The following is a 23733-nucleotide window of genomic DNA, read 5'->3' as shown; positions in this document are numbered from 1 at the left end:
TACCGGTCTGTGACAAGGGAGTTGACGTCGCACGCGTCAACGACGGCGTGCACGTCCCGCCAGGCCGCGAACGATGGAGCGGAGTTTGCCCACGCGCGGGCCGAGTTCACGTTCGAACCCGTGATCGGTCGGCAGGTAGTAATCGACTCCGACCAGCGTGTCCGGCGCGTACTGCTGAGCGAGGACCCCGTCCGGATCGTCGTGTGGAAAGCGGTAGCCGACGGCGTTGCCGAGCTTCTTCGCTCCTGCGTAATGACCGTCGCGCAGGTGTGACGGAACCGCACCCGCCTTCCCCGACGAGATGTCGGTCATGGCGGCACCGAGTGCCGAGGTGACCGAACCCGACTTCGGCGCCGTCGCGATATGGATAGTGGCCTGCGCCAACGCGAGCTTCGCCTCCGGCATGCCGACGAGTTGCACCACCTGAGCAGCGGCGACGGCAGTCTGCAGCGCGGTCGGATCCGCCATGCCGACGTCCTCGCTGGCGTGGATCATCAACCGTCGAGCGATGAATCGGGGATCCTCCCCCGCGCTCAGCATGCGCGCCAGATAGTGCAGGGCGGCGTCGACGTCAGACCCGCGCATCGACTTGATGAACGCACTGGTCACGTCGTAGTGCTGGTCGCCGGAACGGTCGTACCGAACGGCTGCGCGGTCGATCGCCGCTTCGACGTCGGCGACGGTGACCGTCTCGCCGTCGCTGCCGTCGGCGCTGGCCTCGAGCGCCGTCAACGCCCGGCGCGCATCTCCCCCTGCGACGGCGACCAGATGCTCGAGCGCTTCGTCCGACAGTTCCACCGACCCGTCCAACCCACGCGGGTCGGCGACGGCGCGCGCCACGACATCCTTGATGTCGTCGTCGGTGAGCGACCTCAGCTGCAGAACCAGCGAGCGCGACAGCAGCGGCGCCACCACGGAGAACGACGGGTTCTCAGTGGTCGCGGCGACGAGCAGCACGATGCGGTTCTCGACGGCGTCGAGCAACGCGTCCTGCTGAGTTTTGGAGAACCGGTGGACTTCGTCGATGAAAAGGACCGTCTGATGGCCTTGAATCAGTCGTCGGCGAGCGACGTCGATGACCGCCCGGACCTCTTTGACGCCGGCGGACAGCGCGGAGAGTGCCTCGAAACTGCCACCGGTGGCCTGGCTGATCAACGACGCCATCGTGGTCTTGCCTGTGCCGGGAGGGCCGTACAGCAGCACCGACGAGCCGCCGGAACCGGCGATCAGACGACGCAACGGTGACCGTTCGCCGAGGAGATGATCCTGTCCGACGACTTCCTCGAGAGAAGTCGGCCGCATCCGGACTGCGAGTGGTGCGGACGGTGACGGCATCGGCGGGTTCGAGCGCTGCGCCGTGCCGATGTCGTCGAAGAGGTCCCCCGCGCCGTCCCCCGACTGGCCGGTCATTCGAACCAGAGACGTTGCAGCGCGCGTCCGACGTCGTGTGCGACGTCCGAGACCACCGGGTCGGCCGACGACCGGGCGAGGTCGGCCCACCGGGCGGTCACCACGCGAGGATCGGCGGTGTGCAGAGCCCAGTCGTCCCCCGAGGTGTCCGACTCCAGCATCCAGTACGTGCCGAGCCACACCCACAGGGTGCGCGCCGTGGTCAGCAGGTCTCGGAGCGTCCGGTCGTCGGCGAGCGCAGGCCACAACGGAGACACTTCCGCACGCCATGCGTCGGCGAGCGCCGTCTCCAGGTCGGCAGCGCGGTGCGACGCGGGTTCGGACAGGGCCGATGGGAACGTCGCGAGCGCGTACGCGACGTCGAGCGTGGCGTCGCGGAACGCACCCCACTCGTAGTCCATGAACTGGACGCCGTCGTCGTTGATCAGGATGTTCTCCGGACCGACATCCGACGTGCTGAACGCCCGGAACCGGCCGTCGGCGAAGAGCGCCAGGCCGGTGTCGAGCACGGCGCGGAACTCGTCTGGAACGCTCACCCCGATCTCGTCGGCGACGTCGACTGTGCGCCGGACCGCCTCGGCGGCCTGAGCATCGATGCCCGACGAGCAGACCGGTGCGCTTCGGCGACCGTCGCCGCGGCGACCGCTGACACGGAGCAGAGTGTCGAAGTCGTCTTCACCACCGAAGGTCGCCGCGTGCATCCGCCCGAGCGCCTGCCCCCACGCACTGACGCCGCGACCGACCTCGTCGACGTCAGTCGACGCGAGAAGGTCGATCATCCGCCGTCCGTCACCGAGATCGGTGAGGACGAGGATCCGGCTGTCGAGATCGGAGGCGAGCAGCTGCGGGCCCGGCCGCGACGCCGTCGGCAACGCGGTGGCGTACCGGTACGACGCGATCTCCCGCAACACCTGGTCGGCCGACGAGTTCTCGTCGAACGCTTTGACGACGACGGTGCGGTCGAGTGACACCGGGTTGTCGGCGACTCGGACCCGCAACACGGTACTGCGGCCCGAGCCTCCGAGGTCCTCGGGGTCGTCGATGCGGACTCGGCTGCCCGCTCGCCGCGTCAGGACGTCCTGCGCGGTGTCGAGCACCGAATCGATTCGATCATGTGCCACTACGGTCATGATGAGACTCAGGCGTTCGCCTGTCCCTCTCCAGCCGCTTCAGCGGCGGCCTTGGGTGCGGGCTTGAAGTCGATTCCCGACTCCTTGCGCTGTTCCGGCGTGATCGCGGCCGGAGCATCGGTGAGCGGGTCGACGCCGCCGCCGGACTTCGGGAACGCGATCACTTCGCGGATGGACGATTCGCCGGCGAGGAGCGAGGTGATGCGGTCCCACCCGAAGGCGATGCCGCCGTGCGGCGGTGCACCGTACGAGAACGCGTCGAGGAGGAAGCCGAACTTCTCCTGCGCTTCCTCTTCACCGATGCCCATGATCTTGAACACGCGTTCCTGCACGTCACGACGGTGAATACGGATCGATCCGCCGCCGATCTCGTTGCCGTTGCAGACGATGTCGTAGGCGTAGGCCACAGCCGCGCCCGGATCGGCTTCGAGGTTCTCGAGGCACTCCGGCTTCGGAGAGGTGAACGCGTGATGTACGGCGGTCCAGGCGCCGGAGCCGACAGCCACGTCGCCGGCCTCGACCGCGTCGCCCGCGGGCTCGAACATCGGGGCGTCGACGACCCAGGTGAACGCCCAGTCGCCGTCCTTGATCAGATCAAGCTTGCGTGCGATCTCGCCGCGCGCCGCACCGAGTAGTGCACGCATCGGCTTCACGGCACCCGCTGCGAAGAAGATGCAGTCGCCCGGCTTCGCCCCGACGTGGGCTGCGATGCCTTCACGCTCGGCGTCGGAGATGTTCTTCGCGACCGGACCGGTCAGTGTGCCGTCTTCCTGGACCAGGACATACGCGAGCCCCTTGGCACCGCGCTGCTTGGCCCATTCCTGCCACGCGTCGAGCTGACGACGCGGCTGCGACGCACCACCGGTCATCACGACGGCGCCGACGTAGGGAGCCTTGAACACGCGGAACGGCGAGTCCTTGAAGAACTCGGTGCACTCGACGAGCTCGATGTCGAAACGCAGGTCGGGCTTGTCGCTGCCGAACCGACGCATCGCGTCGGCGTAGGTGATGCGTGGGATCGGCGCGGTGATCTCGTGGCCGATGAGCTTCCACAGCGACGCCAGGATCTCTTCGGCGAGGGCGATCACGTCGTCTTCGTCGACGAAGCTCATCTCGATGTCGAGCTGTGTGAACTCCGGCTGCCGGTCGGCACGGAAGTCTTCATCACGGTAACAGCGGGCGATCTGGTAATACCGCTCCATGCCCGCGACCATGAGCAGCTGCTTGAACAGCTGCGGACTCTGCGGCAGCGCGTAGAACGTGCCGGGCTGGAGTCGTGCGGGCACCAGGAAGTCGCGGGCGCCTTCGGGCGTCGACCGCGTGAGCGTGGGCGTCTCGATCTCGACGAAGTCGTGCGAGCCGAGAACGGCACGTGCCGCGGCGCTGACCTGTGAGCGCAGACGGATCGCGCGGGCCGGGCCTTCACGGCGCAGGTCGAGGTAGCGGTGGCGCAGGCGCGCTTCCTCGCCGGGCTGCTCGTCGAGCTGGAACGGCAGGGGTGCGGACTCGTTGAGGACGACGAGCTCGGTCGCGTTCAGTTCGACGGCGCCTGATGCGAGGGCCGCGTTCTCGCTGCCTTCAGGTCGCTCTTCGACAACACCGGTCACCTTGACGCAGTACTCGGCGCGCAGACGGTGAGCTGCTTCGGCGACCTCGTCGTCGCGGAAGACGACCTGCACGAGGCCGGACGAGTCGCGGAGGTCGATGAAGACGACGCCTCCGTGGTCACGACGACGTGCGACCCAACCGGTGACGGTGACGGTCTGCGAGGCGTCCTCGCGGCGCAACGATCCGGCGAAATGCGTGCGGAGCACTGGATTCCTTCCTTGTGCGCAGCGGGGTCGCTGGCAGGATTGGTGACGGTTCCGGTCAATTCTACGGATCGCCACCGACAAAGCGACTTCGGGCCGGACGTCTTGGCTACTGTTAGCCCATGACTTTTCAGGGGAGCGGACCTCTCGACACAAGTGACGTGTCGGCCGGAGGTTCTGGCGGCGGCGGTTTCGGCGGCGGAAAGATCGCCCTCGGTGGCGGTGTCGGCGTGATCGTGACAATCGTCGCGCTGCTGTTCGGCATCAATCCCGGCGACATTCTCGGTGGCGATTCGTCCAATCAGCAGGCGGCTCCCGGCAGCCAGGGCACCGACAGCGCCGAGAATCGTCAGCTGCAAGAGCACATCGATTCCTGCACCGTGGAGATGGCGAACTCCGATGATGTGTGTCGAATCGTCGCGACGAAGGACAGCCTGAACAAGGTCTGGGCGACGCAGATGCGTGGTTACACCAAGCCCGCCACTCGTATCTTCGCCGGGAACATCTCGACCGGCTGCGGTGCGGCGTCGTCCGCGATGGGTCCCTTCTACTGCCCCGCCGACCGTACCGCGTACTTCGATCCGGCGTTCTTCGCCGACCTCAAGCGCATGGGCGGGTCCGACGGCCCCCTCGCTCAGGAGTATGTCGTCGCCCACGAGTTCGGTCATCACGTCGAGAATCTGACCGGTGTGCTCGCGAAGGGCCAACGGATGGGCAACGACGGTTCACGCCGCATCGAACTGCAGGCCGACTGCCTCGCCGGCGTGTGGGCCTATCACGCCGACAAGGGACCGGACGCGATGCTCAAGCCGCTCACCGAGGAGCAGATCTCGACGGTCATCAAGTCCGCTCAGGCGATCGGCGACGACACCATCCAGGGCTCCAACTCCAACCCCGAGGGCTGGACTCACGGATCGTCCACCCAGCGCGTCCGCTGGTTCAAGATCGGCTATGACGGTGGCAAGCCGTCCCGCTGCGACACCTTCGCGACGAACGACCTGTAAACGAGGGCTTGGACGACAACCTCGTTCAGACACGAATCCCGAGTCGGACGTAGTGCGAGCGCAGGATGCGCATCAGTATTCCTCGCCGCAGATGATGCCGAAGTCGCAACGCGCCGTCCGGCCTGACCGAAGGGAATATTCGACCTGCAAGTCGGGCACGGGAAGCCCGTCGTCGATCATCTGGGCCCGGCTCCACGACTCGCCAGGAGATTCCGAACGCCCGTCCGCGAATCCGAAAGCGCGACGAGCGAGGCTCACTCCTCGGCGCCGTTCGGCGAGCAGCTGTCCGATCGCCTCGACGTCGGCGTCTCGTGCGAGCGCGCAGTCGAACGCAGTCAGCGCCTGCGCAAAGTTCCTCGCTCCGAGGGCGACGTCGACGACTGTTCGCTCGAGGCTTGTCGCCAACACGCCATCGACCATCACGATCTCGTTGTCGGTCAACGTGCGAGGGTGCACAATCCGTCTCGACTGCCGGTAGCCGCCGTCCCCTCGGCCATTTGTCATGTGAATGTGGTCGTGATCCGGGTACAAGAGTTTCGGCCTGTGCAGCGATGCAGCCGACTCATGGCTGAGGACAAGCGACCCGCGCCTCCCCGCGACCAGACTTCGGCGTCGGTACTCCTCTTCTGCAGCTTCTGCGGACGAGCGATCCGTGATCGGCAGTGAATAGTGTCCACGCCCGACGATCAGTAGTTCGCCGCGACGGATCGCGTCCGTGAGCTGCCGCTCGGAGACTCCCGAGTCGAGTGCTTCGCCGCGATTGATGATCCCGTGCTCGTCCGTAAGCCACATGTCCAGATTGAAGCCCGAATTCACGGATTCGTCACATACGTTGTCCACAGGCTTGCAAACGAGGCATTCAAGCACAAACGAGGCACGCATGCGTGCCTCGTTTGTCGCTGAGTACCTCGTTTGTCAGATGCCGAGGCGGGAGCGGATCTCTGCTAGGGCGGCGTCGAGGGACACCTTGCGCTGATCGCCGTTGGTGAGGTCCTTGATCTCGATCGTGCGTTCGTCGAGTTCGCGGTCGCCGAGAACAAGGGCGAGGCGGGCGCCGGAACGGTCGGCGGCCTTCATCGCACCCTTGAGGGCGCGGTCGCCGTATGCGAGGTCGACTTTCACACCCGCGGCGCGGAGCTCACCGGCCAGAGCGACGAGCTCGGCCTTGGCCGCTGCACCCATCGGCACGCCGAACACGTCGACACGTCCGACACCCGCGACGGAGACCCCCTCGGCCTCGAGCGCGAGGATCGTGCGGTCGACGCCGATACCGAAGCCGATGCCGGACAGCTCCTGCTTGCCGCCGATCTGCTTCATCAAGCCGTCGTACCGTCCGCCACCACCGATGCCCGACTGCGCGCCGAGACCGTCGTGGACGAACTCGAACGTCGTCTTCGTGTAGTAGTCGAGTCCACGGACGAGACGCGGGTTGACGACGTACTGAACGCCGAGGCGATCGAGATGGCTCTTGACCTGCTCGAAGTGGTCCCGCGCCGAGTCGCTGAGATGATCGAGCATCAGCGGCGCGTCGGCGGTGGCCGTTCTGACCTCGGGACGCTTGTCGTCGAGCACCCGCAACGGATTGATGCGGGCGCGTTCCCGGGTGGCCTCGTCCAAGTCGAGTCCGAGCAGGAACTCCTGCAAGCGCTCGCGGTACTGAGGTCGGCAGGTGTCGTCGCCGAGCGACGTCAGATCCAGGCGATAGCCGCTGAGGCCCAGGCGCTTGTAGCCCTCGTCTGCGATGGCGATGACCTCGGCGTCCAACGCCGGGTCGTCGACGCCGATCGCCTCTACACCCACCTGCTGCAACTGGCGGTATCGGCCGGCCTGCGGGCGCTCGTACCGGAAGAACGGACCCGAGTAACAGAGCTTCACCGGAAGCTGTCCACGGTCCAGTCCATGCTGGATGACGGCGCGCATGACACCCGCGGTGCCTTCCGGGCGAAGCGTCACGGTGCGGCCGCCACGGTCGGCGAAGGTGTACATCTCCTTGGAGACCACGTCCGTCGACTCGCCGACGCCGCGCGCGAAGAGCGCCGTCTCTTCGAAGATCGGCAGCTCGATGTGTCCGTAGCCCGCGCGGTACGCGGCGTCGGTCAGCGCGTTGCGGACGGCGAGGAAGTCCGCCGACGCAGGCGGGTAGTAGTCCGGAATACCTTTCGGCGCGGAGAATTCGCTCACAGTCCGAACCGTCCCTTCTTCTGTGCATCGGGCAGGTCGACGAGGAACGGATTACCCGTGCGCTCCGCGCCGATGGTGGTCTGGGGTCCGTGCCCCGGAAGAATCACCTGGTTGTCGTCGCGGCCCATCAGCGTTGCGGCGATCGAGTCGAGGAGCTGCTGGTGGTTGCCGCCGGGCAGATCTGTGCGCCCGATCGAGCCGTTGAACAGCACATCGCCGGAGAAACAGACCGATACGGTCTCCCCCGTCTCCGGATCGGCCGGCAGATCGGGAGTCAGGAGCACACTGCCGGGCGAATGCCCCGGTGCGTGAGCGACGCCCCACCGCAGGCCGGCGATCTCAACGTCCTCGCCGTCGACGAACTCGATCACCTTCTCCGGCTCGCGGAACACGGTGTCGCCGATCATCTCCGACAGCGCGCGTCCCACGCCGACACCCGGATCGGTCAGCATCGGACGGTCCGCCGCATGGATGTAGGCGGGAATGGAGAACTCGTCAGCCAACTCCTGCGCGTTCCAGGTGTGATCGAGGTGACCGTGTGTCAGGAAGATCGCGACCGGATTCAGCGAGTACTCGGCCAGCGCCTCGCGGACGCTCGGAGCTGCATCCTGGCCGGGATCGATGATGATCGCGTCCGACCCGGGACCCTCGGCCACCAGGTAGCAGTTCGTCTGGAACATTCCGGCGGCGAATCCGGCGATGAGCACTTGGTAAGCCTCTCCTCGAGTATGTGACGTTCGGAGCGTGTCGGAAACCATTGTCTCATCGACCTTTCAGAGCACTGCGATAGCATAGGGCCCGCTGCCCGGACCGCCCCGCGCAGCCACCCGCCCACAGGAGGTTCCACGAGCGTGTCGACCAACGAAGAGCGTCGCGAAGCCGCCCGCCAGAAACTGGAGGAACGGCTCGCCCGCGAGCGGCAGGCCGCCAAGAAGCGCAAGCTGTCGATGCTGGCGGCCGCAGGCGTCGCCGTCGTCGCGATCGCCGCCGTCGGAGGCTACTTCTGGTACCGGAACTGGGACGACAAGCGTCACACGACCTGTGACTACACCGCTGCACCGGTCGACTTCGCGAAGACGATCAAGGCTGTCGAGACCCAGCTCGCTACGGCACCCGCCGAGCAGAAGGCACAGGGCGAAGCGTTCCTCAAAGAACTTCGAGACGGCGAAGCCAAGCAGCGGACGTCTCCTACGCCGGACGGCCGGACACTCAACACCGGAACCCTCGACCTGACGTTGGCCACCAATCTCGGTGACGTGCCGATCACGTTGGATCGCTCACTCGCAGCGTGCAACGTGAACGCAGTCCAGTCGCTGGCGACCAACGGCTTCTACGACGGCACGCAGTGCCACCGGCTGACCAACTCGGCGAACCTCTCTGTGTTGCAGTGCGGCGATCCGACGCTCACCGGCATGGGCGGACCGGGCTGGAACACCCCGGACGAAGACCCCACCGGATTGAAGGAAGTGCCGATCGATCCGCAGATGGCGGCGATGGGCATGAGCCAGCAGACCGTGATCTATCCCCGTGGCACCATCGCGATCGCCAACAGCAACAATGCAGAGCAGGGCCGCGCCAACACCGGCAGCGCCCAGTTCTTCATCGTGACCAAGGACTCCACTCTCACGCCGACCCTTGCTGTCGTCGGTCATGTTGACGACGCCGGCATGAAGATCATCGACAAGGTCGCCAAGGGCGGCATCGTGCCGACGGCGACGGGCAGCGCCGAGGACGGTTCTCCCAAGCTTCCGCTCCAGATCAAGAACGCATCGGTCGCCTGACCCGACACGTGAAACGGCCCGACTCCGAGTCTCGGAGTCGGGCCGTTCGTCGTATGACCACGGAGCCGGGTCAGGCCGCGGACGTCACCCGGTAGACGTCGTACACGCCTTCGACGTTGCGGACCACGTTCAACACGTGGCCCAGGTGCTTCGGGTCGCCCATCTCGAAGGTGAAGCGGCTGACCGCCACGCGATCTCGGCTGGTCGTCAGCGACGCCGACAGCAGATTGACGCGCTCATCTGCGAGTACCCGGGTCACGTCTGACAGCAGACGATGACGGTCGAGCGCCTCCACCTGGATCGCGACGAGGAACACCGCGGTGCTGTTCGGCGCCCAGGCGACCTCGTGGAGGCGTTCCGGTTGCGACCGCAGCTCGTCGGCGTTGGTGCAGTCGGACCGGTGCACACTGACGCCGCCTCCTCGTGTGATGAACCCGATGATCTCGTCGCCCGGCACCGGGGTGCAGCACTTGGCCAGCTTCACCATCACGTTGTCGATGCCCTCGACGACCACTCCGCTGTCCCCGCCCTGACGCGACCTCCCGCTCTGCGTGGACGGGGTGGCCCGGTTCGCGATCTCCTCTTCGGCCGCCTCCACACCACCGAGGAGCGCAACGAGCCGGTGGACCATGCGTCCGGCGGGGACGTGGCCCTCCCCGACCGCCGAGTACAGCGCGTCGACGTCGGCGAACCCGAACTCTTTCGCGACCGCGGTCACCGATTCGGCGGACAGGAGACGGTGCAGCGGAAGTCCGCCGCGCCGAACCTCCTTGACGATGGCTTCCTTGCCCGCCTCCAGCGCTTCCTCGCGACGCTCCTTGGCGAACCACTGCCGGATCTTCGCCTTCGCCCGAGGCGAGACGACGAAGTTCTGCCAGTCCTTGCTCGGTCCGGCGTTCTCGGCCTTCGACGTGAAGACCTCGATCACCTCACCGTTCTCCAACGGACGCTCCAACGCAACAAGGCGGCCGTTCACACGCGCCCCGATGCACCGATGTCCGACTTCGGTGTGCACGGCGTACGCGAAGTCGACCGGAGTCGACCCGGCCGGCAGGGTGATGACGTCGCCCTTCGGCGTGAAGACGAATATCTCCTTGACGGCGAGATCGTAACGGAGCGATTCGAGGAACTCCCCCGGATCTGCCGCTTCCCGCTGCCAGTCCAGGAGCTGGCGCATCCACGCCATGTCGTCGACCTCGGCGACGTCGGTGGCCTTGCGGCCCTTTCCTTTTCGCCCCTCCTTGTACCGCCAGTGCGCGGCGATGCCGAACTCGGCGGTCCGGTGCATCTCCACCGTTCGGATCTGGATCTCGAGTGGTTTGCCCTCGGGCCCGATCACCGTCGTGTGCAGCGACTGATAGACACCGAAGCTCGGCTGCGCGATGTAGTCCTTGAACCGGCCCGCCATCGGCTGCCACAGGGAGTGCACCACACCGATCGCCGCATAGCAGTCACGCACCTCGTCGCACAGCACTCGCATGCCGACCAGATCGTGGATGTCGTCGAAGTCCTTGCCCCGCACGATCATCTTCTGGTAGATCGACCAGTAATGCTTCGGCCGCCCTTCGACGGTCGCCTCGATGTGCGCCCCGCCGAGTGCATTGTTCAGATCGCTCCGCACTCGGGCCAGATACGTGTCCCGACTCGGAGCACGATCGGCGACGAGACGGACGATCTCCTCGTACTTCTTGGGGTGCAGGATCGCGAACGAGAGGTCTTCGAGCTCCCACTTCACGGTCGCCATGCCGAGGCGATGAGCAAGGGGCGCGATCACCTCCAGCGTCTCCCGAGCCTTGCGCGCCTGCTTCTCGGGCGGCAGGAAACGCATGGTCCGCATGTTGTGAAGACGGTCGGCCACCTTGATCACCAGGACACGCGGATCGCGCGCCATCGCGATGATCATCTTGCGGATGGTCTCGCCCTCGGCGGCGCTGCCGAGCGCCACCTTGTCGAGCTTGGTCACTCCGTCGACGAGGTGGGCCACCTCGGCGCCGAAGTCCTTCTCCAGCTCCTCGAGCGAGTAGCCGGTGTCTTCGACGGTGTCGTGCAACAGCGCAGCAACCAGCGTCGTCGTGTCCATTCCGAGGTCCGCGAGGATTGTCGCGACGGCGAGCGGATGCGTGATGTACGGGTCGCCGGACTTGCGGAACTGTCCCGTGTGTCGCTGTTCGGCGACGTCGTACGCCTGCTGGAGGACTGCGACGTCGGCCTTCGGGTAGACACCACGATGCAGTGTGACAAGCGGTTCGAGTACGGCCGCGACACCACCTCGCGGCGGCGCCGTCATGCGTCGCGCCAATCGGGCCCGTACCCTGCGAGAACTCAACGGTGCAGCGGTGTCATCACTGCGTCGCGCGGCATCCGGTTCGCTCATGGCCCGAGTTTATGGCATCGCGCCGTCGACGCGGTCGGACTGGGGTTCTCTCGGGTGTTGCGGGGGTGCTTTTCGCCGCTTCAGCCAGCGCAGAGCGAATGAACACGGACGGGGGCCGCGGCGGTGACGATGTCCCTGCCGGGGAACCCGTCGAGCTCCATCACCACCGCGACATCGGTCACCTCGGCACCGACTTCGGCGAGCAGAGCAAGGGTCGCGGCAATCGTGCCGCCGGTGGCCAGGACATCGTCGACGACGGCCACGCGGCGGCCGCGGAAGTCGATTCCGGACGCCGGGACCTCCAAGCGGGCCGACCCGTATTCGAGGGCGTAATCCACGCCGATCACCGGCGGCGGGAGCTTGCCGCCCTTGCGGACGGCGACCACGCCGATGCCGAGGCGATGCGCGATCGCGCCTCCGAGCAGGAAGCCGCGCGCATCGATGCCCGCGATCAGGTCCGCGCCTGCACACGCATCGGCGAGCGCAGCGGTCAGCGCGTCGAGACCGTCGGCGGCCGCCAGCACGGGAGTGAGGTCCTTGAAAGCCACCCCCGGCTCGGGAAAGTCCGGCACCAGCCGTGCGTGCGTCTCGATCGCGATGCGGGCGCGGTCCAAGTGGACGGCGGTGGTCATCAGGCTCCTCCCCAACGGTCCATGTTCCAGCCGGTGCCCGACCGGCCGAGTCCGACGACGACATTGCTGACGCCGGACGATTCTCGACCCCGCACCGTTCCGAACAGCGGGATCGACGGGAGCTGGTCCCAGGCGGCCGTCTCGATCGACCGCAGCAGCGGGAGTCGCCCACTGTCGCTGCTCGTCGCGACGAGTTCGTTGATCGACGTGCGGACGGCGCCGTCCCGGAATCCGGACAGGTTCAGCGGGTCGCCCGGGTACAGGGCGAACACGGCGGGCACACCGCTCGTGGTGCCGGACGCGGCGAAGGTGTCACCCGACAGGATCACCGCGTCGGCGGCCGAACCGAGTGAGGTGACGGAGAAGTCGGGAGACGAGACGTCACGGACCGTGACGCCCGCTTTCACACACGACTGGGCGATTGTGTCGACGATAGCCTTGTCCACCGTCGAACCGGCCGGATAACCGATCCGTATGACGGGCTTGGGGCGACGCCCGTTGGCGTCCACGGGTCGCTGCTCCAGAAGCCCGCGCGCACGTGCGACGTCGGATCGCGGATACCGCCTGCCGAACTGCGCGTTGAGCGACGGGCCGAGAGTGTCCGCCGGTGCTGCACTGCGCAGGTTCCACACCAGCCCGTTCGACCCGTGGGCACGGGCCAGCTGATTGCGCGGCATGCACGACGCGAGAGCACGACGCACCAGGACGTCGGAGGCGACGCCGGTGCGGGCGAAGACGAGATTCGTCACCGACACGGGCGCTACGTCACGTGCGGATCCACGGTCGGTGATCGGCGTCTCGCGGCCGGCGAGGGTGTCGGCCGCCGAGAGGTCACCCGAGTCGACGACGTCGACTCGGCCGTCGGACAGTGCTGCGGCGCCATCTGTGCCGCGTGTCCAGACGGTCACGTCACCCAGTGCGGGCGTCCTGCCCCACCACTTGTCGTTGGCGACCAGGCGAAGGCCCCGTTCAGTCGTGTACGAGTCCACGCGGTACGGGCCCGCGGAAAGGATCGTCTTCGGGTCGATCTCACCGCCTGGCTTCATTGCGAAACCGGTGTTCCACGCTCTCGCGATCTTCGCGAGCGCCTTGGAGTCCTTGCGCATGATGGCCCCGACGACATCGGGCACTCCGGCAAGACGCCCGACGACGTGCGCCGGAAGCAGGGATCCGGCGCCGAACAGACTCGCCCAGTCGCCGAAGGCGGAGCCCGAGGCGAAAGTGACGGTCGCGGTGCGAGCGCCGGGAGTGCAGTCGACCTTGTCGATGTTCCGGTAGCCGGCGTTGGTGGACGCGTCGAAGCCCTTGGTCTTGCCGCCCATCGCTGTCGCAGCGAGCAGAAGATCGTCGCACGACATCTTGTGGCCGTCGGAGTACACGGCGCCGTCGGTGAATTCGTATCGGACCGTGAGCGGCGACGACTCCTGCACCGTGGCGGTACCGATGTCCCGGTCGGCAACCGTCTGCCCTTGAGGTCCGACGTAGGAGAATCCGGGCAGCACGCGGGTGAGCGCCATCAGCGCACCGTCCGCGTAGCCGTCCTCGGTGTTCACGTTGAGGCTGCGGACACGTGCGTCGACGAGGTAGTCGACGCTCGACTGCTCGTCGTCGCCGCATGCCACGAGAAGGGATCCCGCGGCCGCGAGGGTCGCAGTGAGCGCTGCGACCCGGCGCAGCCGCGGGCCGATCATGCTGCGGCCCGTTCCCGTCGGGCGAAGACCTTCGCGGTGTGGCGCTTCACGTCTTCGCGCCGCTCCTTCAGCGTCACCAGCAGCGGCGATGCGAGGAAGATCGACGAGTAGGTGCCGACGACAACACCGACGAGCTGGATGAGCGCCAGGTCCTTGAGCGTGCCCACGCCCAGCATCCAGACCGCGATGACGATCAGCGCGATGATCGGCAGCACCGAGATCACCGTGGTGTTGATCGACCGCATGAATGTCTGGTTGACGGCCAGGTTGGTCTGCTCGGAGTACGTTCGGCGCGACGACGCGAACACTGATCTGGTGTTCTCCTCCACCTTGTCGAACACGACAACCGTGTCGTAGACCGAGAAGCCGAGGATCGTCAACAGACCGATGACGGTCGCCGGTGTCACTTCCCAGCCGACGAGCGAGTAGACGCCCGCGGTGGCGACGACGTCGAACAGGAGAGACACGAGCGCTGCCGCCGACATCTCGCGGTCGAATCGAATCGCGATGTAGATGAACACGACAACAAGGAACACGATCAGCGCGATCACCATCTTGCGCGTGATCTCGGCGCCCCACGTGGAACTGACGTCGGAACTGCTCACATCGGACTGGTTGATCTTGAACGTCGATGCGAGACTCTCGGTCAACTTCGCCGCGTCCTCATGTGACAGCGTCTCGGTCCGCACCTGGATGGTCGCGGCGGCACCGGTGCCCGCCTTCTGAACCGACTCCGGAGCCTGCCCCAGCGCAGCGCTGAACGCGTCGCTGACCGACGAAGTGGTGACGGTGTCCGATGCCGGGATCGACACCTGGGTGCCGCCTTCGAAGTCGATGCCGGGCGTGAACCCGCGGAAGATCATCGACAGGACACAGATCACCATGATCACGCCGGAGATCACGTACAGGCGACGACGCGAACGGGGACCGACGACGTCGAATGCTCCGGTGCCCGAGTAGAGGCGGGAGAAGAACGACGTGTTCTCAGCGGCGACGTAGTCGTCGTCCGCCCAGTCCGTCGTCGGCTTCTCGGCAGTGGTCTCGTTGGAACTCACTACGACTCCTCCCCTGCGGTGGTCGCTGCTTTCTTGGCGCGCGCGGCTGCGGCGCGGCGCTTGCGCGCGACATCGGACACGGCGCCGAGGCCGTTGATGCTGGGCCGCGACAGGAACTCGGTCCGGCTCGCCATCACGACCAGCGGGTGCGTGACGAGGAAGACGATGACGACGTCGATGATGGTCGTCAGGCCGAGCGTGAACGCGAAGCCCTTGACCTGGCCGACGGCGAGCACATAGATGATCACGGCGGCGAGGAAGCTGACGGCGTTACCGGTCCAGACCGTACGACGTGCACTCTGCCAACCGCGTGTGACGGCGGATCGGAACGATCTGCCCTCTCTCATCTCGTCCTTTATTCGTTCGAAGTAGACGACGAACGAGTCGGCGGTCATGCCGATGCCGATGACCAGACCGGCGATGCCGGAGAGATCGAGGGTGAAGCCGATCCAGCGACCGAGGAGCACGATCAGGCCGTACACCATGCCTGCGGCGAGGAGCAGCGACAGGAACGTGAGGAAACCGAGCATCCGGTAGTACGCGAGTGCGTAGATCAGTACGGCGAGCAGACCGACGCCGCCCGCGATCAGACCGGCACGCAACGATGTGAGGCCGAGCGTCGCCGACACGGTCTGCGCGTCCGACATGGAGAACGACAGCGGGAGCGAACCGTATTTGAGGGCGTTGGCGAGATCGATGGTCTCGGATTGTGTGAAGCTGCCGCTGATCTCGGTGGTGCCGATGATGGCGCCGTTGATCGTCGCAGCGCTCACAACGCGGGTGTCGAGGACGGTGGCGGTGGTCTTGCCGACGTTCTTCGACGTGTAGTCGACCCAGGTCTGCTTGCCCTCGCCGCGGTAGTCCACGGAGACGACCCACTGTCCCGCCTGATTCTGCTGAGACTTCGCGTCGGCGACGTCGGTGCCGCGGATGATCATCGGCGCCAGCAGGTACACCTGTCCGTCGTCCTGACCGCAGGCGACGAGGTACTGGTCGGGCTTGTCGTAGCCGACCAGCGGATCACTCACATTCGGCGCGCAGTTGACCTTGGACATCTCCGCCTGCAGGCGGGCGAGCTCCTTCTGGTCGGCGTTCGCCGGAGCCTGCCGGGCGGCGCGAGCATCCGCGATCGCCTTCTTCTGCTCGTCCGCCGTCATGTCGGCGGGCTTCTTCGCGTTCGGGTCCGCCTTCTGCGGAATTGCGGCCTGGCTTGTGATGACCGGGCGGATGAACAACTGAGCAGTCTGGGCAAGGGTGCGCGCCTGCTTGCCGTCCTCACCTGGAACGGTGATGACGAGCGTGTTGCCGTTCACGACCACCTCGGAGCCGCCGACGCCGAGGCCGTCGACGCGCTGCTGGATGATCTGGCGTGCATCGTCGAGCTGTGCCCGGGTCGGGTCGGCACCCTGGTCGGTGCGCGCGGTCAGCACCACGCGCGTCCCGCCCTGCAGGTCGATGCCCAGCTTGGGTTCGGCCTTGTGGCTGCCGGTGGCGAAGATCAGGGCGAAAATCGCGCCGAGAACGGCGAGAAACGCCAGGAGAGGCACCCACGGAGGTGTCTCTCGCTGCGCGTTACGCCGCGCAGTGAGTGGATTGTTGCTGGTCACGTCTGAAAAGCCTACTTCTCTTCGGGCTTGTCGCCGGACTCGTCGTCGGTCTTCTTAGTCAGCTTGTCGAGCGCGGCCGGGCTGTCGGGAACCTCGATGGGATCTTCGTCGTCGGAGTCAGCGGCATCCGCACCGTCCTCGTCGGCCGTGATGACCTCACGAATCGCGAGGCGGTTCCACTCGGTGACCACACCCGGAGCGATCTCGATCGTCACGAACTCCTCGCCCGACGGATCGACGACGGTGCCGAACAGACCGGAGTGGAGCTGGACACGCGAACCGGGGACCACGGACGACTGCATCTCGCTGGCCGCGGCGGCCCGCTTCTTCTGGTTCCTGATGCTCATGAACATGAACACGGCCATCGCCGCCAGCATCAACGGGATGATCAAGTTTGAAGGCATAACCTCTAGTGTGCCAGGCCCCCGGCCCGCCGCTGGACTCCAGGTGCCGTGGACTAGTCGAACAACGTCTCTTCGCGGGCCCGGACACCGTGAACCCGGTCGATGGCGTCCGGCGGCGGGGTGAGGCCGAGGTGATGCCAGGCAGCGGCGGTCGCCACCCGGCCGCGGGGCGTGCGCGCGATCATTCCGGCTCGCACGAGGAACGGCTCGCAGACCTCTTCGACGGTGGCGGGCTCTTCGCCGACGGCCACGGCCAGGGTCGACACTCCGACCGGTCCGCCGCCGAAGCCGCGGACCAAGGCACCCAGAACCGCACGGTCCAGGCGGTCGAGACCGAGTTCGTCGACGTCGTACACGGCGAGTGCGGCGCGGGCGCCCGTCACATCAACACGGCCGTCGCCCCGCACTTCGGCGTAGTCGCGAACTCGGCGCAGGAGGCGGTTCGCGATACGAGGCGTTCCACGTGATCGGCCTGCGACTTCGGCGGCCGCATCGTCGTCGATGTCGATTCCGAGGATCACAGCCGATCGGGTGAGCACTCGAACGAGTTCTGAGGGTTCGTAGAACTCCATGTGCGCGGTGAAACCGAAACGGTCGCGCAGCGGACCGGTGAGCGCACCGGACCGAGTGGTGGCGCCGACAAGGGTGAACGGCGCGATGTCGAGCGGGATCGACGTGGCGCCCGGCCCCTTTCCGACGACGACGTCGACCCGGAAGTCTTCCATCGCGAGGTACAGCATCTCTTCGGCGGGCCGCGCGATGCGGTGGATCTCGTCGATGAAGAGCACGTCGCCTTCGACCAGATTCGACAGCATCGCCGCGAGGTCGCCCGCCCGCTCCAGCGCAGGGCCGGAGGTGATCCGAATGGCCGCGCCCATCTCGCTCGCGATGATCATCGCCAGCGACGTCTTGCCGAGTCCCGGCGGCCCGGACAGCAGGATGTGGTCCGGGGTGCGCCCGCGTGCCCTGGCGGCGTGCAGGACGAGTTCGAGCTGTTCACGGACCTTCGGCTGACCGATAAAGTCCTGCAGGCTCGACGGCCGGAGACTGTTGTCGAGGTCGCGGTCCGCGGGTACGGCGTCTGCACCGGTCAGGTAGTCGTCGGCGTCGTCGAATCCGTCCATCATCGGCGAGGACCGAGGCCTGCGAGAGCCGTGCGGAGGAGCGTCGACGAGTCGGCGTCCGGCTGTGCCGCGAGCACCGCGGCAACGGCCTGCTGCGCGGCGCCCTCGGTGAAGCCGAGTCCGATGAGCGCCTCGGTGACCTGCCCGCCGGCACCCGACGCAGGCGCTCCGGGAACTCCGCTCGCGACGGGGCCCGCGTCGACCTTGTCGCGGAGTTCCACGACAAGCCGTTCCGCGACCCGCTTCCCGATGCCCGGAACAGCTGTCAGCGCCTTGGCGTCGGAATCCGCGAGCGCACGACGTAGGCTGTCCGGTTCGAGGACCGCGAGGGTCGCCATCGCCAGTCGCGGGCCGACGCCCGTCACGGTCTGAAGCAATCCGAAGAGATCACGGGCTTCCGGGTCGGTGAAGCCGTACAGCGTCATCGAGTCCTCGCGGACGATCATCGACGTGAGCAGCCGGGCGTGAGACCCGCGGGTGAGTCTGCCGAGGGTCGGCGGCGTCGCCAGCACCCGGTAGCCGACACCGGCGCACTCCACGACGGCGTGGTCGAGGGCGATGTCGATGACCTCACCGGACACGGACGCGATCATCGGGCTGCCTCCTCTCGTGCCGCACGCAGGCGGGCACGATGACGTTCCTGAGCGGCCTTCGCCTGTTTGGCGGCGGCCTCCATGCGTTCATTCACCGGCCCACGCCAGCAGTGACACACCGCCAACGCGAGTGCGTCGGCCGCGTCGGCCGGCTTCGGCGGTGTCTGCAATCCGAGGATTCGCGTGATCATCGCCGTGACTTGGGCCTTGTCGGCACGTCCCGACCCCGTGACGGCCGCTTTGACCTCGGACGGCGTGTGAAAGCGCACCGGGATCCCCCGCTGCGCCGCCGCCAACGCGACCACACCCGCAGCTTGGGCAGTGCCCATGGCAGTGCTGACCTGACGTTGCGCGAACACTCGCTCGATCGCGACCACGTCAGGCGAGTGGGTGTCGAGCCAATGCTCGACACCCTTGTGCACGGCGAGCAGACGCTCGGCGAGTTCCATGTCGGCAGGGGTTCGAACGACGTCGACGTCGAGCGCGGTGACCCCACGTCCGCCCGTCGACTCGACCAGTGCGACACCGCACCTGGTGAGCCCCGGATCGACCCCCATCACACGCACGAGCGACCCGCCCTCCAGACAACCGTGCCACCCCGGCCGGTGACGAACGTTTGTTCGAGACTATCAGTCGTTGTCGAGCTCGGCGAGGACCTCGTCGCTGATGTCGACGTTGCTGTAGACGTTCTGCACGTCGTCCGAGTCCTCGAGCGCGTCGATGAGCTTGAACATCTTCCGTGCGCCGTCGGCGTCGACGGGGACCTCGACCGATGCGCGGAAGTCCGGCTCGGCCGACTCGTAGTCGATGCCCGCCTCCTGCAGCGCGGTGCGGACCGCGACGAGGTCGGTCGGCTCGCTGACGATCTCGAACTGCTCACCGAGGTCGGTGACCTCTTCAGCACCTGCGTCGAGCACTGCCATCAGCACGTCGTCCTCGGACTGGTCACCCTTGTCCAGTGTCACGACACCCTTGCGAGTGAAGAGGTACGAGACCGACCCCGGATCGGCCATGTTGCCACCGTTGCGGGTCATCGCCGTGCGGACCTCACCTGCCGCGCGGTTGCGATTGTCGGTAAGGCACTCGATGAGGATCGCGACACCGTTGGGTCCGTAGCCCTCGTACATGATGGTCTGCCAGTCGGCGCCGCCGCCTTCTTCACCACCGCCGCGCTTGCGTGCGCGTTCGATGTTGTCGTTGGGGACCGACGACTTCTTGGCCTTCTGAATCGCGTCGAAGAGAGTCGGGTTGCCCGCCGGGTCACCACCGCCGGTCCGAGCCGCCACCTCGATGTTCTTGATCAGCTTGGCGAACATCTTGCCGCGCTTGGCGTCGATGACCGCCTTCTTGTGCTTGGTGGTGGCCCATTTGGAGTGGCCGCTCATAGTGGTGCTTCCTTCCGTTTACGACTGTGAAATCCTACGCTTCCGCGACCATGTCGACGAAGAAGCGGTGCACACGGTGATCCCCGGTGACTTCCGGGTGGAACGACGTGGCCAGTACGTTCTGCTGGCGCACGGCGACGACACGCCCGGCGGCCGGACCGTCGGGAACGGTCGCCAGCACGTCGACGCCCTCCCCTACCGACTCGACCCACGGTGCGCGGATGAAGACGGCCCGCATCGGGTCCGCGCCCGGCGCATCGGTGATCCCGACGAAGTCCAGATCCGTCTCGAACGATTCGACCTGGCGCCCGAACGCGTTGCGGCGGACGGTCACGTGGAGGGCGTCCAGGTGTCGTGCGTCGGGCCGGGTGTCGAGGATCGTTGAGGCGAGCATGATCATGCCAGCGCACGACCCGTACGCCGGAAGCCCGTCACGCAGGCGTTCGACCAGCGGATCGTAGAGGTCGAACACACCGAGCAGCCTGCTCATCGTGGTCGACTCCCCACCCGGAATCACCAGGCCGTCCACACGATCGAGTTCGGCCTTCCTGCGGACCGGCAGCACCTCGGCCCCCGACGCGAGGAGAGCCTCGGTGTGTTCTCGCACGTCACCCTGAAGTGCAAGAACACCGATCAGCGGGCTCACGTGGCAGGCCTCGTGACGCTCGCGATGGAGGTCGGTACGCCCGTACGCGTGAGGCCTTCTTGCGTGACGGCGGCCACCAGCCTCCCCGCGCGGTCGAAGATCCGCCCCTGGGTGAGGGCCCGCGCGCCACCTGCGGACGGCGACGTCTGGTCGTACAGGAGCCAGTCGTCGGCCCGGAACGGGCGCAGGAACCACATCGCGTGGTCGAGAGACGCGTTCTGTGAGTCGACGTCCGGGTGTGCCGTCTTGGACGACCCGAGGAGAGTCATGTCGCTCATGTACGCGAGGGTGCAGACGTGCAGGAGCTGATCGTCGGGCAGCGGTTTGCGGTAGCGGAACCACACCCGCTGCTGCGCGGCGAACGACTCGTGTGTGACGAGCTGATCACGCGGCACGATCCGGATGTCGAAGTTCTCCCATTCGGCATAGAACACGCGAGCATTGCCCTTGAGCTGCTCCGCCTTCTCCTTCTGATCGGGCAACGACTCCGGGTCGGGTGCGGGTGGCATCGAATCCTGATGCTCGATGCCGTGATCGTCGGTGATGTGGAACGACGCGGACATCGAGAAGATCGCTTCGCCGTTCTGCACTCCAGTGACCCGCCGGGTGACGAACGAGCGACCGTCTCGGATGCGGTCGACGAGGAAAACAGCGGGCTGATCGGGCTTGCCTGGGCGCAAGAAGTAGCCGTGCAGCGAGTGCACCGCGTACTCCGGTGCGACGGTCTGCGTCGCCGCGACCAGTGCTTGTCCGGCCACCTGGCCGCCGAAGGTTCGGCGCAGCGCGCTCGCGAACGCGCCGCCGCGGTAGATGTCGGCGTCGATGCGTTCGACGGACAGAATCTCTTCGATGTCAGCCACGGAGGAATTATCCCCCACGGCCGCCGGACGCTTCGAGCCGAGGGTCGGTAGGGTCGGCGTCATGACCGACATCGACGCCAGCGCTCCCACCTCGAACGATCTGACTGCCGCCCTTCGCGATGTTCTCGACGGCCGATGGGCCGCCACCAGGAACGTGGTCCGCGACCTCATCGATGAGAAGTCGCTGGTCCCCCTGTCCGGAGTCTCCCTCGCCGAATACCGGACGTTGATGCTCGACCAGATGGCGGCGATGGTTCCGCTCGGCTTCCCCGCCGACGGCTTCCGACCCGAACACGGCGGGTCCGGCGACGTCGGCGCCGCGGTCACCGCGATCGAGACGCTCGGCTACGGCGACCTGTCGCTCATGGTGAAAGCGGGTGTCCAGTGGGGCCTGTTCGGCGGTGCAGTCGAGAACCTCGGAACCGACCGCCATCACGAGAAGTATGTCCGCGGCCTCATCGACCTCGACGTCGTCGGGTGTTTCGCCATGACCGAGACCGGCCACGGCTCCAACGTCCAGGCACTTGAGACCACCGCCACCTACGACGCAGCGACCGGCGAGTTCGTGATCAACTCCCCCTCGGCCAGCGCACGCAAGGACTACATCGGTGGTGCCGCCGAGCACGCCGGATACGCCGCGGTGTTCGCGCAGCTGATCACCGCGGGTCCCGGCGAGGAGCCGACGGGACGCGGAGTGCACTGCTTCGTCGTTCCGATCCGTGACGCCGACGGCGCCGATCTGCCCGGGGTCACCACTTCCGACTGCGGATACAAGGGCGGTCTGCCCGGTGTCGACAACGGCCGCATCATGTTCGACGGTGTGCGCATCCCGCGCGAGGACCTGTTGAACCGCTACGCCGACGTCGCCGCGGACGGTACCTACTCGAGTCCCATCGAATCGGACAACCGCCGGTTCTTCACCATGCTCGGCACTCTGATCCGAGGTCGAGTGACGGTCGGCGCCGCGGCTGGCGCCGCGGGCCGACTCGGGCTCGCCCTCGCGGTCAAGTACGCGCTGGTTCGGCGTCAGTTCTCCGCACCCGGCCAGGACTCCGAGCTGGTGCTCATGGACTACCGTGCGCACCAGCGTCGGCTGCTCCCCCTCGTCGCGAGGGCGTACGCCTTCGGACTGGCGCAGAACGAGGTGGTCGCCGAGCTCCACGAACTGCAGACCGCCGACCCGTCCGACGTGGATCCCGACGCTATCCGCAAGCTGGAGGTGAAGGCCGCCGCGATCAAGGCAGGGCACACGGAACTGGCGTCCCGCGCGATCTCGGAGGCACGCGAGGCGTGCGGCGGCGCGGGCTACCTAGACGAGAACCGGCTGTCGCGCCTGCGCGGCGACATCGACGTGTTCACCACGTTCGAGGGCGACAACCTCATCCTCCGTCAGCTCGTCGCGAAGCAACTGCTCACGGCGTACGCCGACGACGTGAGCGATCTCGACGCCGTCGGCTGGATCCGTTTCGTCGCGTCGACCGTCAAGGACATCGCATTGGAGAAGACTGCGGCTCGCCAGGTGGTGCAGACCCTGCTCGACGACTCCGACGAGGACCCGGAGAACTCCGAGCTCTCGCACCCCGGCACGCAGCTTCGGCTGCTGCGCAACCGCGAGGATCACCTGTTGCGGACCGCCGCCAATCGGATGCGCCGCGCCAAGGACGAGGACGCGGACGCCCAGGAGGTGTTCACCTCCACCCAGGATCACCTGATCAAGGTCGGCGACGCCCACATCGAGCGGATCGTCCTGGAGATCGTCGTCGACGTCATCGGGAAGATCACGGACACGCAGACGCGGACCCTCTTGAAGAGAGTCCGCGACCTGTTCGTCTATTCACTTCTGGAAGATGATCTCGGCTGGTTCCTGATGCACCGGCACGTGAGCGTCGAGCGAGCCAAGGCCATCCGACGCGGTGTCAACGAGCTGTGCGGCACCCTGCGTCCCCACGCCGCCGAACTCGTCGACGCCTTCGGTGTCCCCGCCGTCGCTCTCGACGTCCCGATGATCGAGCACCGCTAGTTCTCTGCTCCCCGAGCTGAGTCGG

21 protein-coding genes are annotated in these 23733 nt (G+C 66.7%); 3 read left to right on the top strand and 18 right to left on the bottom strand.

Going from position 1 to position 23733, the window contains the following annotated elements:
* Window positions 1–36: 36 nt before the first annotated feature.
* The 3 genes from JVX90_RS07445 to aspS form a co-directional block, all read right to left on the bottom strand.
* Window positions 37–1335: a replication-associated recombination protein A gene (locus tag JVX90_RS07445; protein WP_240194155.1), complete on the bottom strand. Its 1299-nt coding sequence runs from the start codon at window positions 1333–1335 to the stop codon at window positions 37–39.
* Between the two features lie 71 nt (window positions 1336–1406).
* A complete protein-coding gene (locus JVX90_RS07440) occupies window positions 1407–2540 on the bottom strand; it encodes a hypothetical protein (RefSeq protein WP_205331733.1) in 1134 nt (377 codons plus the stop codon).
* An 8-nt stretch (window positions 2541–2548) separates the two neighbouring features.
* Window positions 2549–4354, bottom strand: a complete 1806-nt coding sequence (gene aspS / locus JVX90_RS07435; RefSeq protein ID WP_205331732.1) for an aspartate--tRNA ligase — start codon at window positions 4352–4354, stop codon at window positions 2549–2551.
* Between the two features lie 119 nt (window positions 4355–4473).
* Here aspS and JVX90_RS07430 point away from each other — a divergent pair, with 119 nt between their 5' ends.
* On the top strand, window positions 4474–5355 hold the full coding sequence (locus tag JVX90_RS07430; RefSeq protein WP_205331731.1) for a neutral zinc metallopeptidase: 882 nt from the start codon (window positions 4474–4476) through the stop codon (window positions 5353–5355).
* Between the two features lie 72 nt (window positions 5356–5427).
* Here the strand turns inward: JVX90_RS07430 and JVX90_RS07425 are convergent, their stop codons facing one another.
* From JVX90_RS07425 to JVX90_RS07415, 3 genes are all read right to left on the bottom strand, one after another.
* Window positions 5428–6147: a type IV toxin-antitoxin system AbiEi family antitoxin domain-containing protein gene (locus JVX90_RS07425; RefSeq protein ID WP_205331730.1), complete on the bottom strand. Its 720-nt coding sequence runs from the start codon at window positions 6145–6147 to the stop codon at window positions 5428–5430.
* Between the two features lie 123 nt (window positions 6148–6270).
* Window positions 6271–7536, bottom strand: coding sequence for a histidine--tRNA ligase (gene hisS / locus JVX90_RS07420; protein ID WP_205331729.1), 1266 nt, complete (start codon window positions 7534–7536; stop codon window positions 6271–6273).
* Window positions 7533–8243 (bottom strand): MBL fold metallo-hydrolase, encoded by a 711-nt coding sequence (locus JVX90_RS07415; RefSeq protein ID WP_205331728.1) that lies wholly within the window; start codon window positions 8241–8243, stop codon window positions 7533–7535. The genes hisS and JVX90_RS07415 overlap by 4 nt, the downstream gene beginning before the upstream one ends.
* Before the next feature lie 144 nt (window positions 8244–8387).
* On the opposite strand from JVX90_RS07415, the gene JVX90_RS07410 reads away from it, so the two are divergent.
* Window positions 8388–9317, top strand: a complete 930-nt coding sequence (locus JVX90_RS07410; protein WP_205331727.1) for a peptidylprolyl isomerase — start codon at window positions 8388–8390, stop codon at window positions 9315–9317.
* A gap of 70 nt (window positions 9318–9387) precedes the next feature.
* On the opposite strand, the gene JVX90_RS07405 is transcribed toward JVX90_RS07410, so the two are convergent.
* The 12 genes from JVX90_RS07405 to JVX90_RS07350 form a co-directional block, all read right to left on the bottom strand.
* Window positions 9388–11691, bottom strand: a complete 2304-nt coding sequence (locus JVX90_RS07405; protein ID WP_205331726.1) for a RelA/SpoT family protein — start codon at window positions 11689–11691, stop codon at window positions 9388–9390.
* 80 nt (window positions 11692–11771) lie between these two features.
* On the bottom strand, window positions 11772–12323 hold the full coding sequence (locus JVX90_RS07400; protein ID WP_205331725.1) for an adenine phosphoribosyltransferase: 552 nt from the start codon (window positions 12321–12323) through the stop codon (window positions 11772–11774).
* Window positions 12323–14014, bottom strand: coding sequence for an ABC transporter substrate-binding protein (locus JVX90_RS07395; protein ID WP_205331724.1), 1692 nt, complete (start codon window positions 14012–14014; stop codon window positions 12323–12325). Before JVX90_RS07395 ends, JVX90_RS07400 begins: the two co-directional genes overlap by 1 nt.
* Window positions 14011–15069, bottom strand: coding sequence for a protein translocase subunit SecF (gene secF, locus JVX90_RS07390; protein ID WP_205331723.1), 1059 nt, complete (start codon window positions 15067–15069; stop codon window positions 14011–14013). Before secF ends, JVX90_RS07395 begins: the two co-directional genes overlap by 4 nt.
* Window positions 15069–16676 carry a protein translocase subunit SecD gene (secD, locus tag JVX90_RS07385; protein ID WP_205331722.1) on the bottom strand — a complete coding sequence of 536 codons (1608 nt, stop codon included), beginning with the start codon at window positions 16674–16676 and terminating at the stop codon, window positions 15069–15071. Before secD ends, secF begins: the two co-directional genes overlap by 1 nt.
* A gap of 11 nt (window positions 16677–16687) precedes the next feature.
* Complete coding sequence (gene yajC, locus JVX90_RS07380) at window positions 16688–17080, bottom strand: preprotein translocase subunit YajC (RefSeq protein WP_205331721.1); 393 nt, start codon at window positions 17078–17080, stop codon at window positions 16688–16690.
* A 53-nt stretch (window positions 17081–17133) separates the two neighbouring features.
* Window positions 17134–18207: a Holliday junction branch migration DNA helicase RuvB gene (gene ruvB / locus JVX90_RS07375; protein ID WP_205331720.1), complete on the bottom strand. Its 1074-nt coding sequence runs from the start codon at window positions 18205–18207 to the stop codon at window positions 17134–17136.
* Window positions 18204–18797, bottom strand: coding sequence for a Holliday junction branch migration protein RuvA (gene ruvA / locus JVX90_RS07370; protein ID WP_205331719.1), 594 nt, complete (start codon window positions 18795–18797; stop codon window positions 18204–18206). Before ruvA ends, ruvB begins: the two co-directional genes overlap by 4 nt.
* Entirely contained in the window at window positions 18794–19363 is a 570-nt protein-coding gene (gene ruvC, locus JVX90_RS07365; protein ID WP_205331718.1) for a crossover junction endodeoxyribonuclease RuvC, read from the bottom strand. The genes ruvA and ruvC overlap by 4 nt, the downstream gene beginning before the upstream one ends.
* Before the next feature lie 63 nt (window positions 19364–19426).
* Entirely contained in the window at window positions 19427–20182 is a 756-nt protein-coding gene (locus JVX90_RS07360) for a YebC/PmpR family DNA-binding transcriptional regulator (protein ID WP_205331717.1), read from the bottom strand.
* Between the two features lie 34 nt (window positions 20183–20216).
* Window positions 20217–20828, bottom strand: coding sequence for a pyridoxal 5'-phosphate synthase glutaminase subunit PdxT (pdxT, locus tag JVX90_RS07355; protein WP_205331716.1), 612 nt, complete (start codon window positions 20826–20828; stop codon window positions 20217–20219).
* Window positions 20825–21688: an acyl-CoA thioesterase II gene (locus tag JVX90_RS07350; protein WP_205331715.1), complete on the bottom strand. Its 864-nt coding sequence runs from the start codon at window positions 21686–21688 to the stop codon at window positions 20825–20827. Before JVX90_RS07350 ends, pdxT begins: the two co-directional genes overlap by 4 nt.
* Before the next feature lie 61 nt (window positions 21689–21749).
* On the opposite strand from JVX90_RS07350, the gene JVX90_RS07345 reads away from it, so the two are divergent.
* Complete coding sequence (locus JVX90_RS07345; protein ID WP_205331714.1) at window positions 21750–23708, top strand: acyl-CoA dehydrogenase; 1959 nt, start codon at window positions 21750–21752, stop codon at window positions 23706–23708.
* Window positions 23709–23733 lie beyond the last annotated feature (25 nt).

The sequence above is a fragment of the Gordonia sp. PDNC005 genome, assembly GCF_016919385.1.
GTDB lineage: Bacteria > Actinomycetota > Actinomycetes > Mycobacteriales > Mycobacteriaceae > Gordonia.
This window is presented reverse-complemented; position numbering and strand designations above follow the sequence as displayed.

Bases quoted from the DNA above. Each gene is read 5' to 3' on its own strand.
- JVX90_RS07440 (WP_205331733.1), bottom strand. From the start codon at position 2,540: ATGACCGTAGTGGCACATGATCGAATCGATTCGGTGCTCGACACCGCG.
- ruvA (WP_205331719.1), bottom strand. From the start codon at position 18,797: ATGATCGCGTCCGTGTCCGGTGAGGTCATCGACATCGCCCTCGACCAC.
- yajC (WP_205331721.1), bottom strand. From the start codon at position 17,080: ATGCCTTCAAACTTGATCATCCCGTTGATGCTGGCGGCGATGGCCGTG.
- JVX90_RS07345 (WP_205331714.1), top strand. From the start codon at position 21,750: ATGACCGACATCGACGCCAGCGCTCCCACCTCGAACGATCTGACTGCC.
- JVX90_RS07405 (WP_205331726.1), bottom strand. From the start codon at position 11,691: ATGAGCGAACCGGATGCCGCGCGACGCAGTGATGACACCGCTGCACCG.
- ruvB (WP_205331720.1), bottom strand. From the start codon at position 18,207: ATGATGGACGGATTCGACGACGCCGACGACTACCTGACCGGTGCAGAC.
- JVX90_RS07395 (WP_205331724.1), bottom strand. From the start codon at position 14,014: ATGATCGGCCCGCGGCTGCGCCGGGTCGCAGCGCTCACTGCGACCCTC.
- JVX90_RS07430 (WP_205331731.1), top strand. From the start codon at position 4,474: ATGACTTTTCAGGGGAGCGGACCTCTCGACACAAGTGACGTGTCGGCC.
- JVX90_RS07445 (WP_240194155.1), bottom strand. From the start codon at position 1,335: ATGCCGTCACCGTCCGCACCACTCGCAGTCCGGATGCGGCCGACTTCT.
- JVX90_RS07400 (WP_205331725.1), bottom strand. From the start codon at position 12,323: ATGACCACCGCCGTCCACTTGGACCGCGCCCGCATCGCGATCGAGACG.
- JVX90_RS07360 (WP_205331717.1), bottom strand. From the start codon at position 20,182: ATGAGCGGCCACTCCAAATGGGCCACCACCAAGCACAAGAAGGCGGTC.
- JVX90_RS07425 (WP_205331730.1), bottom strand. From the start codon at position 6,147: ATGTGGCTTACGGACGAGCACGGGATCATCAATCGCGGCGAAGCACTC.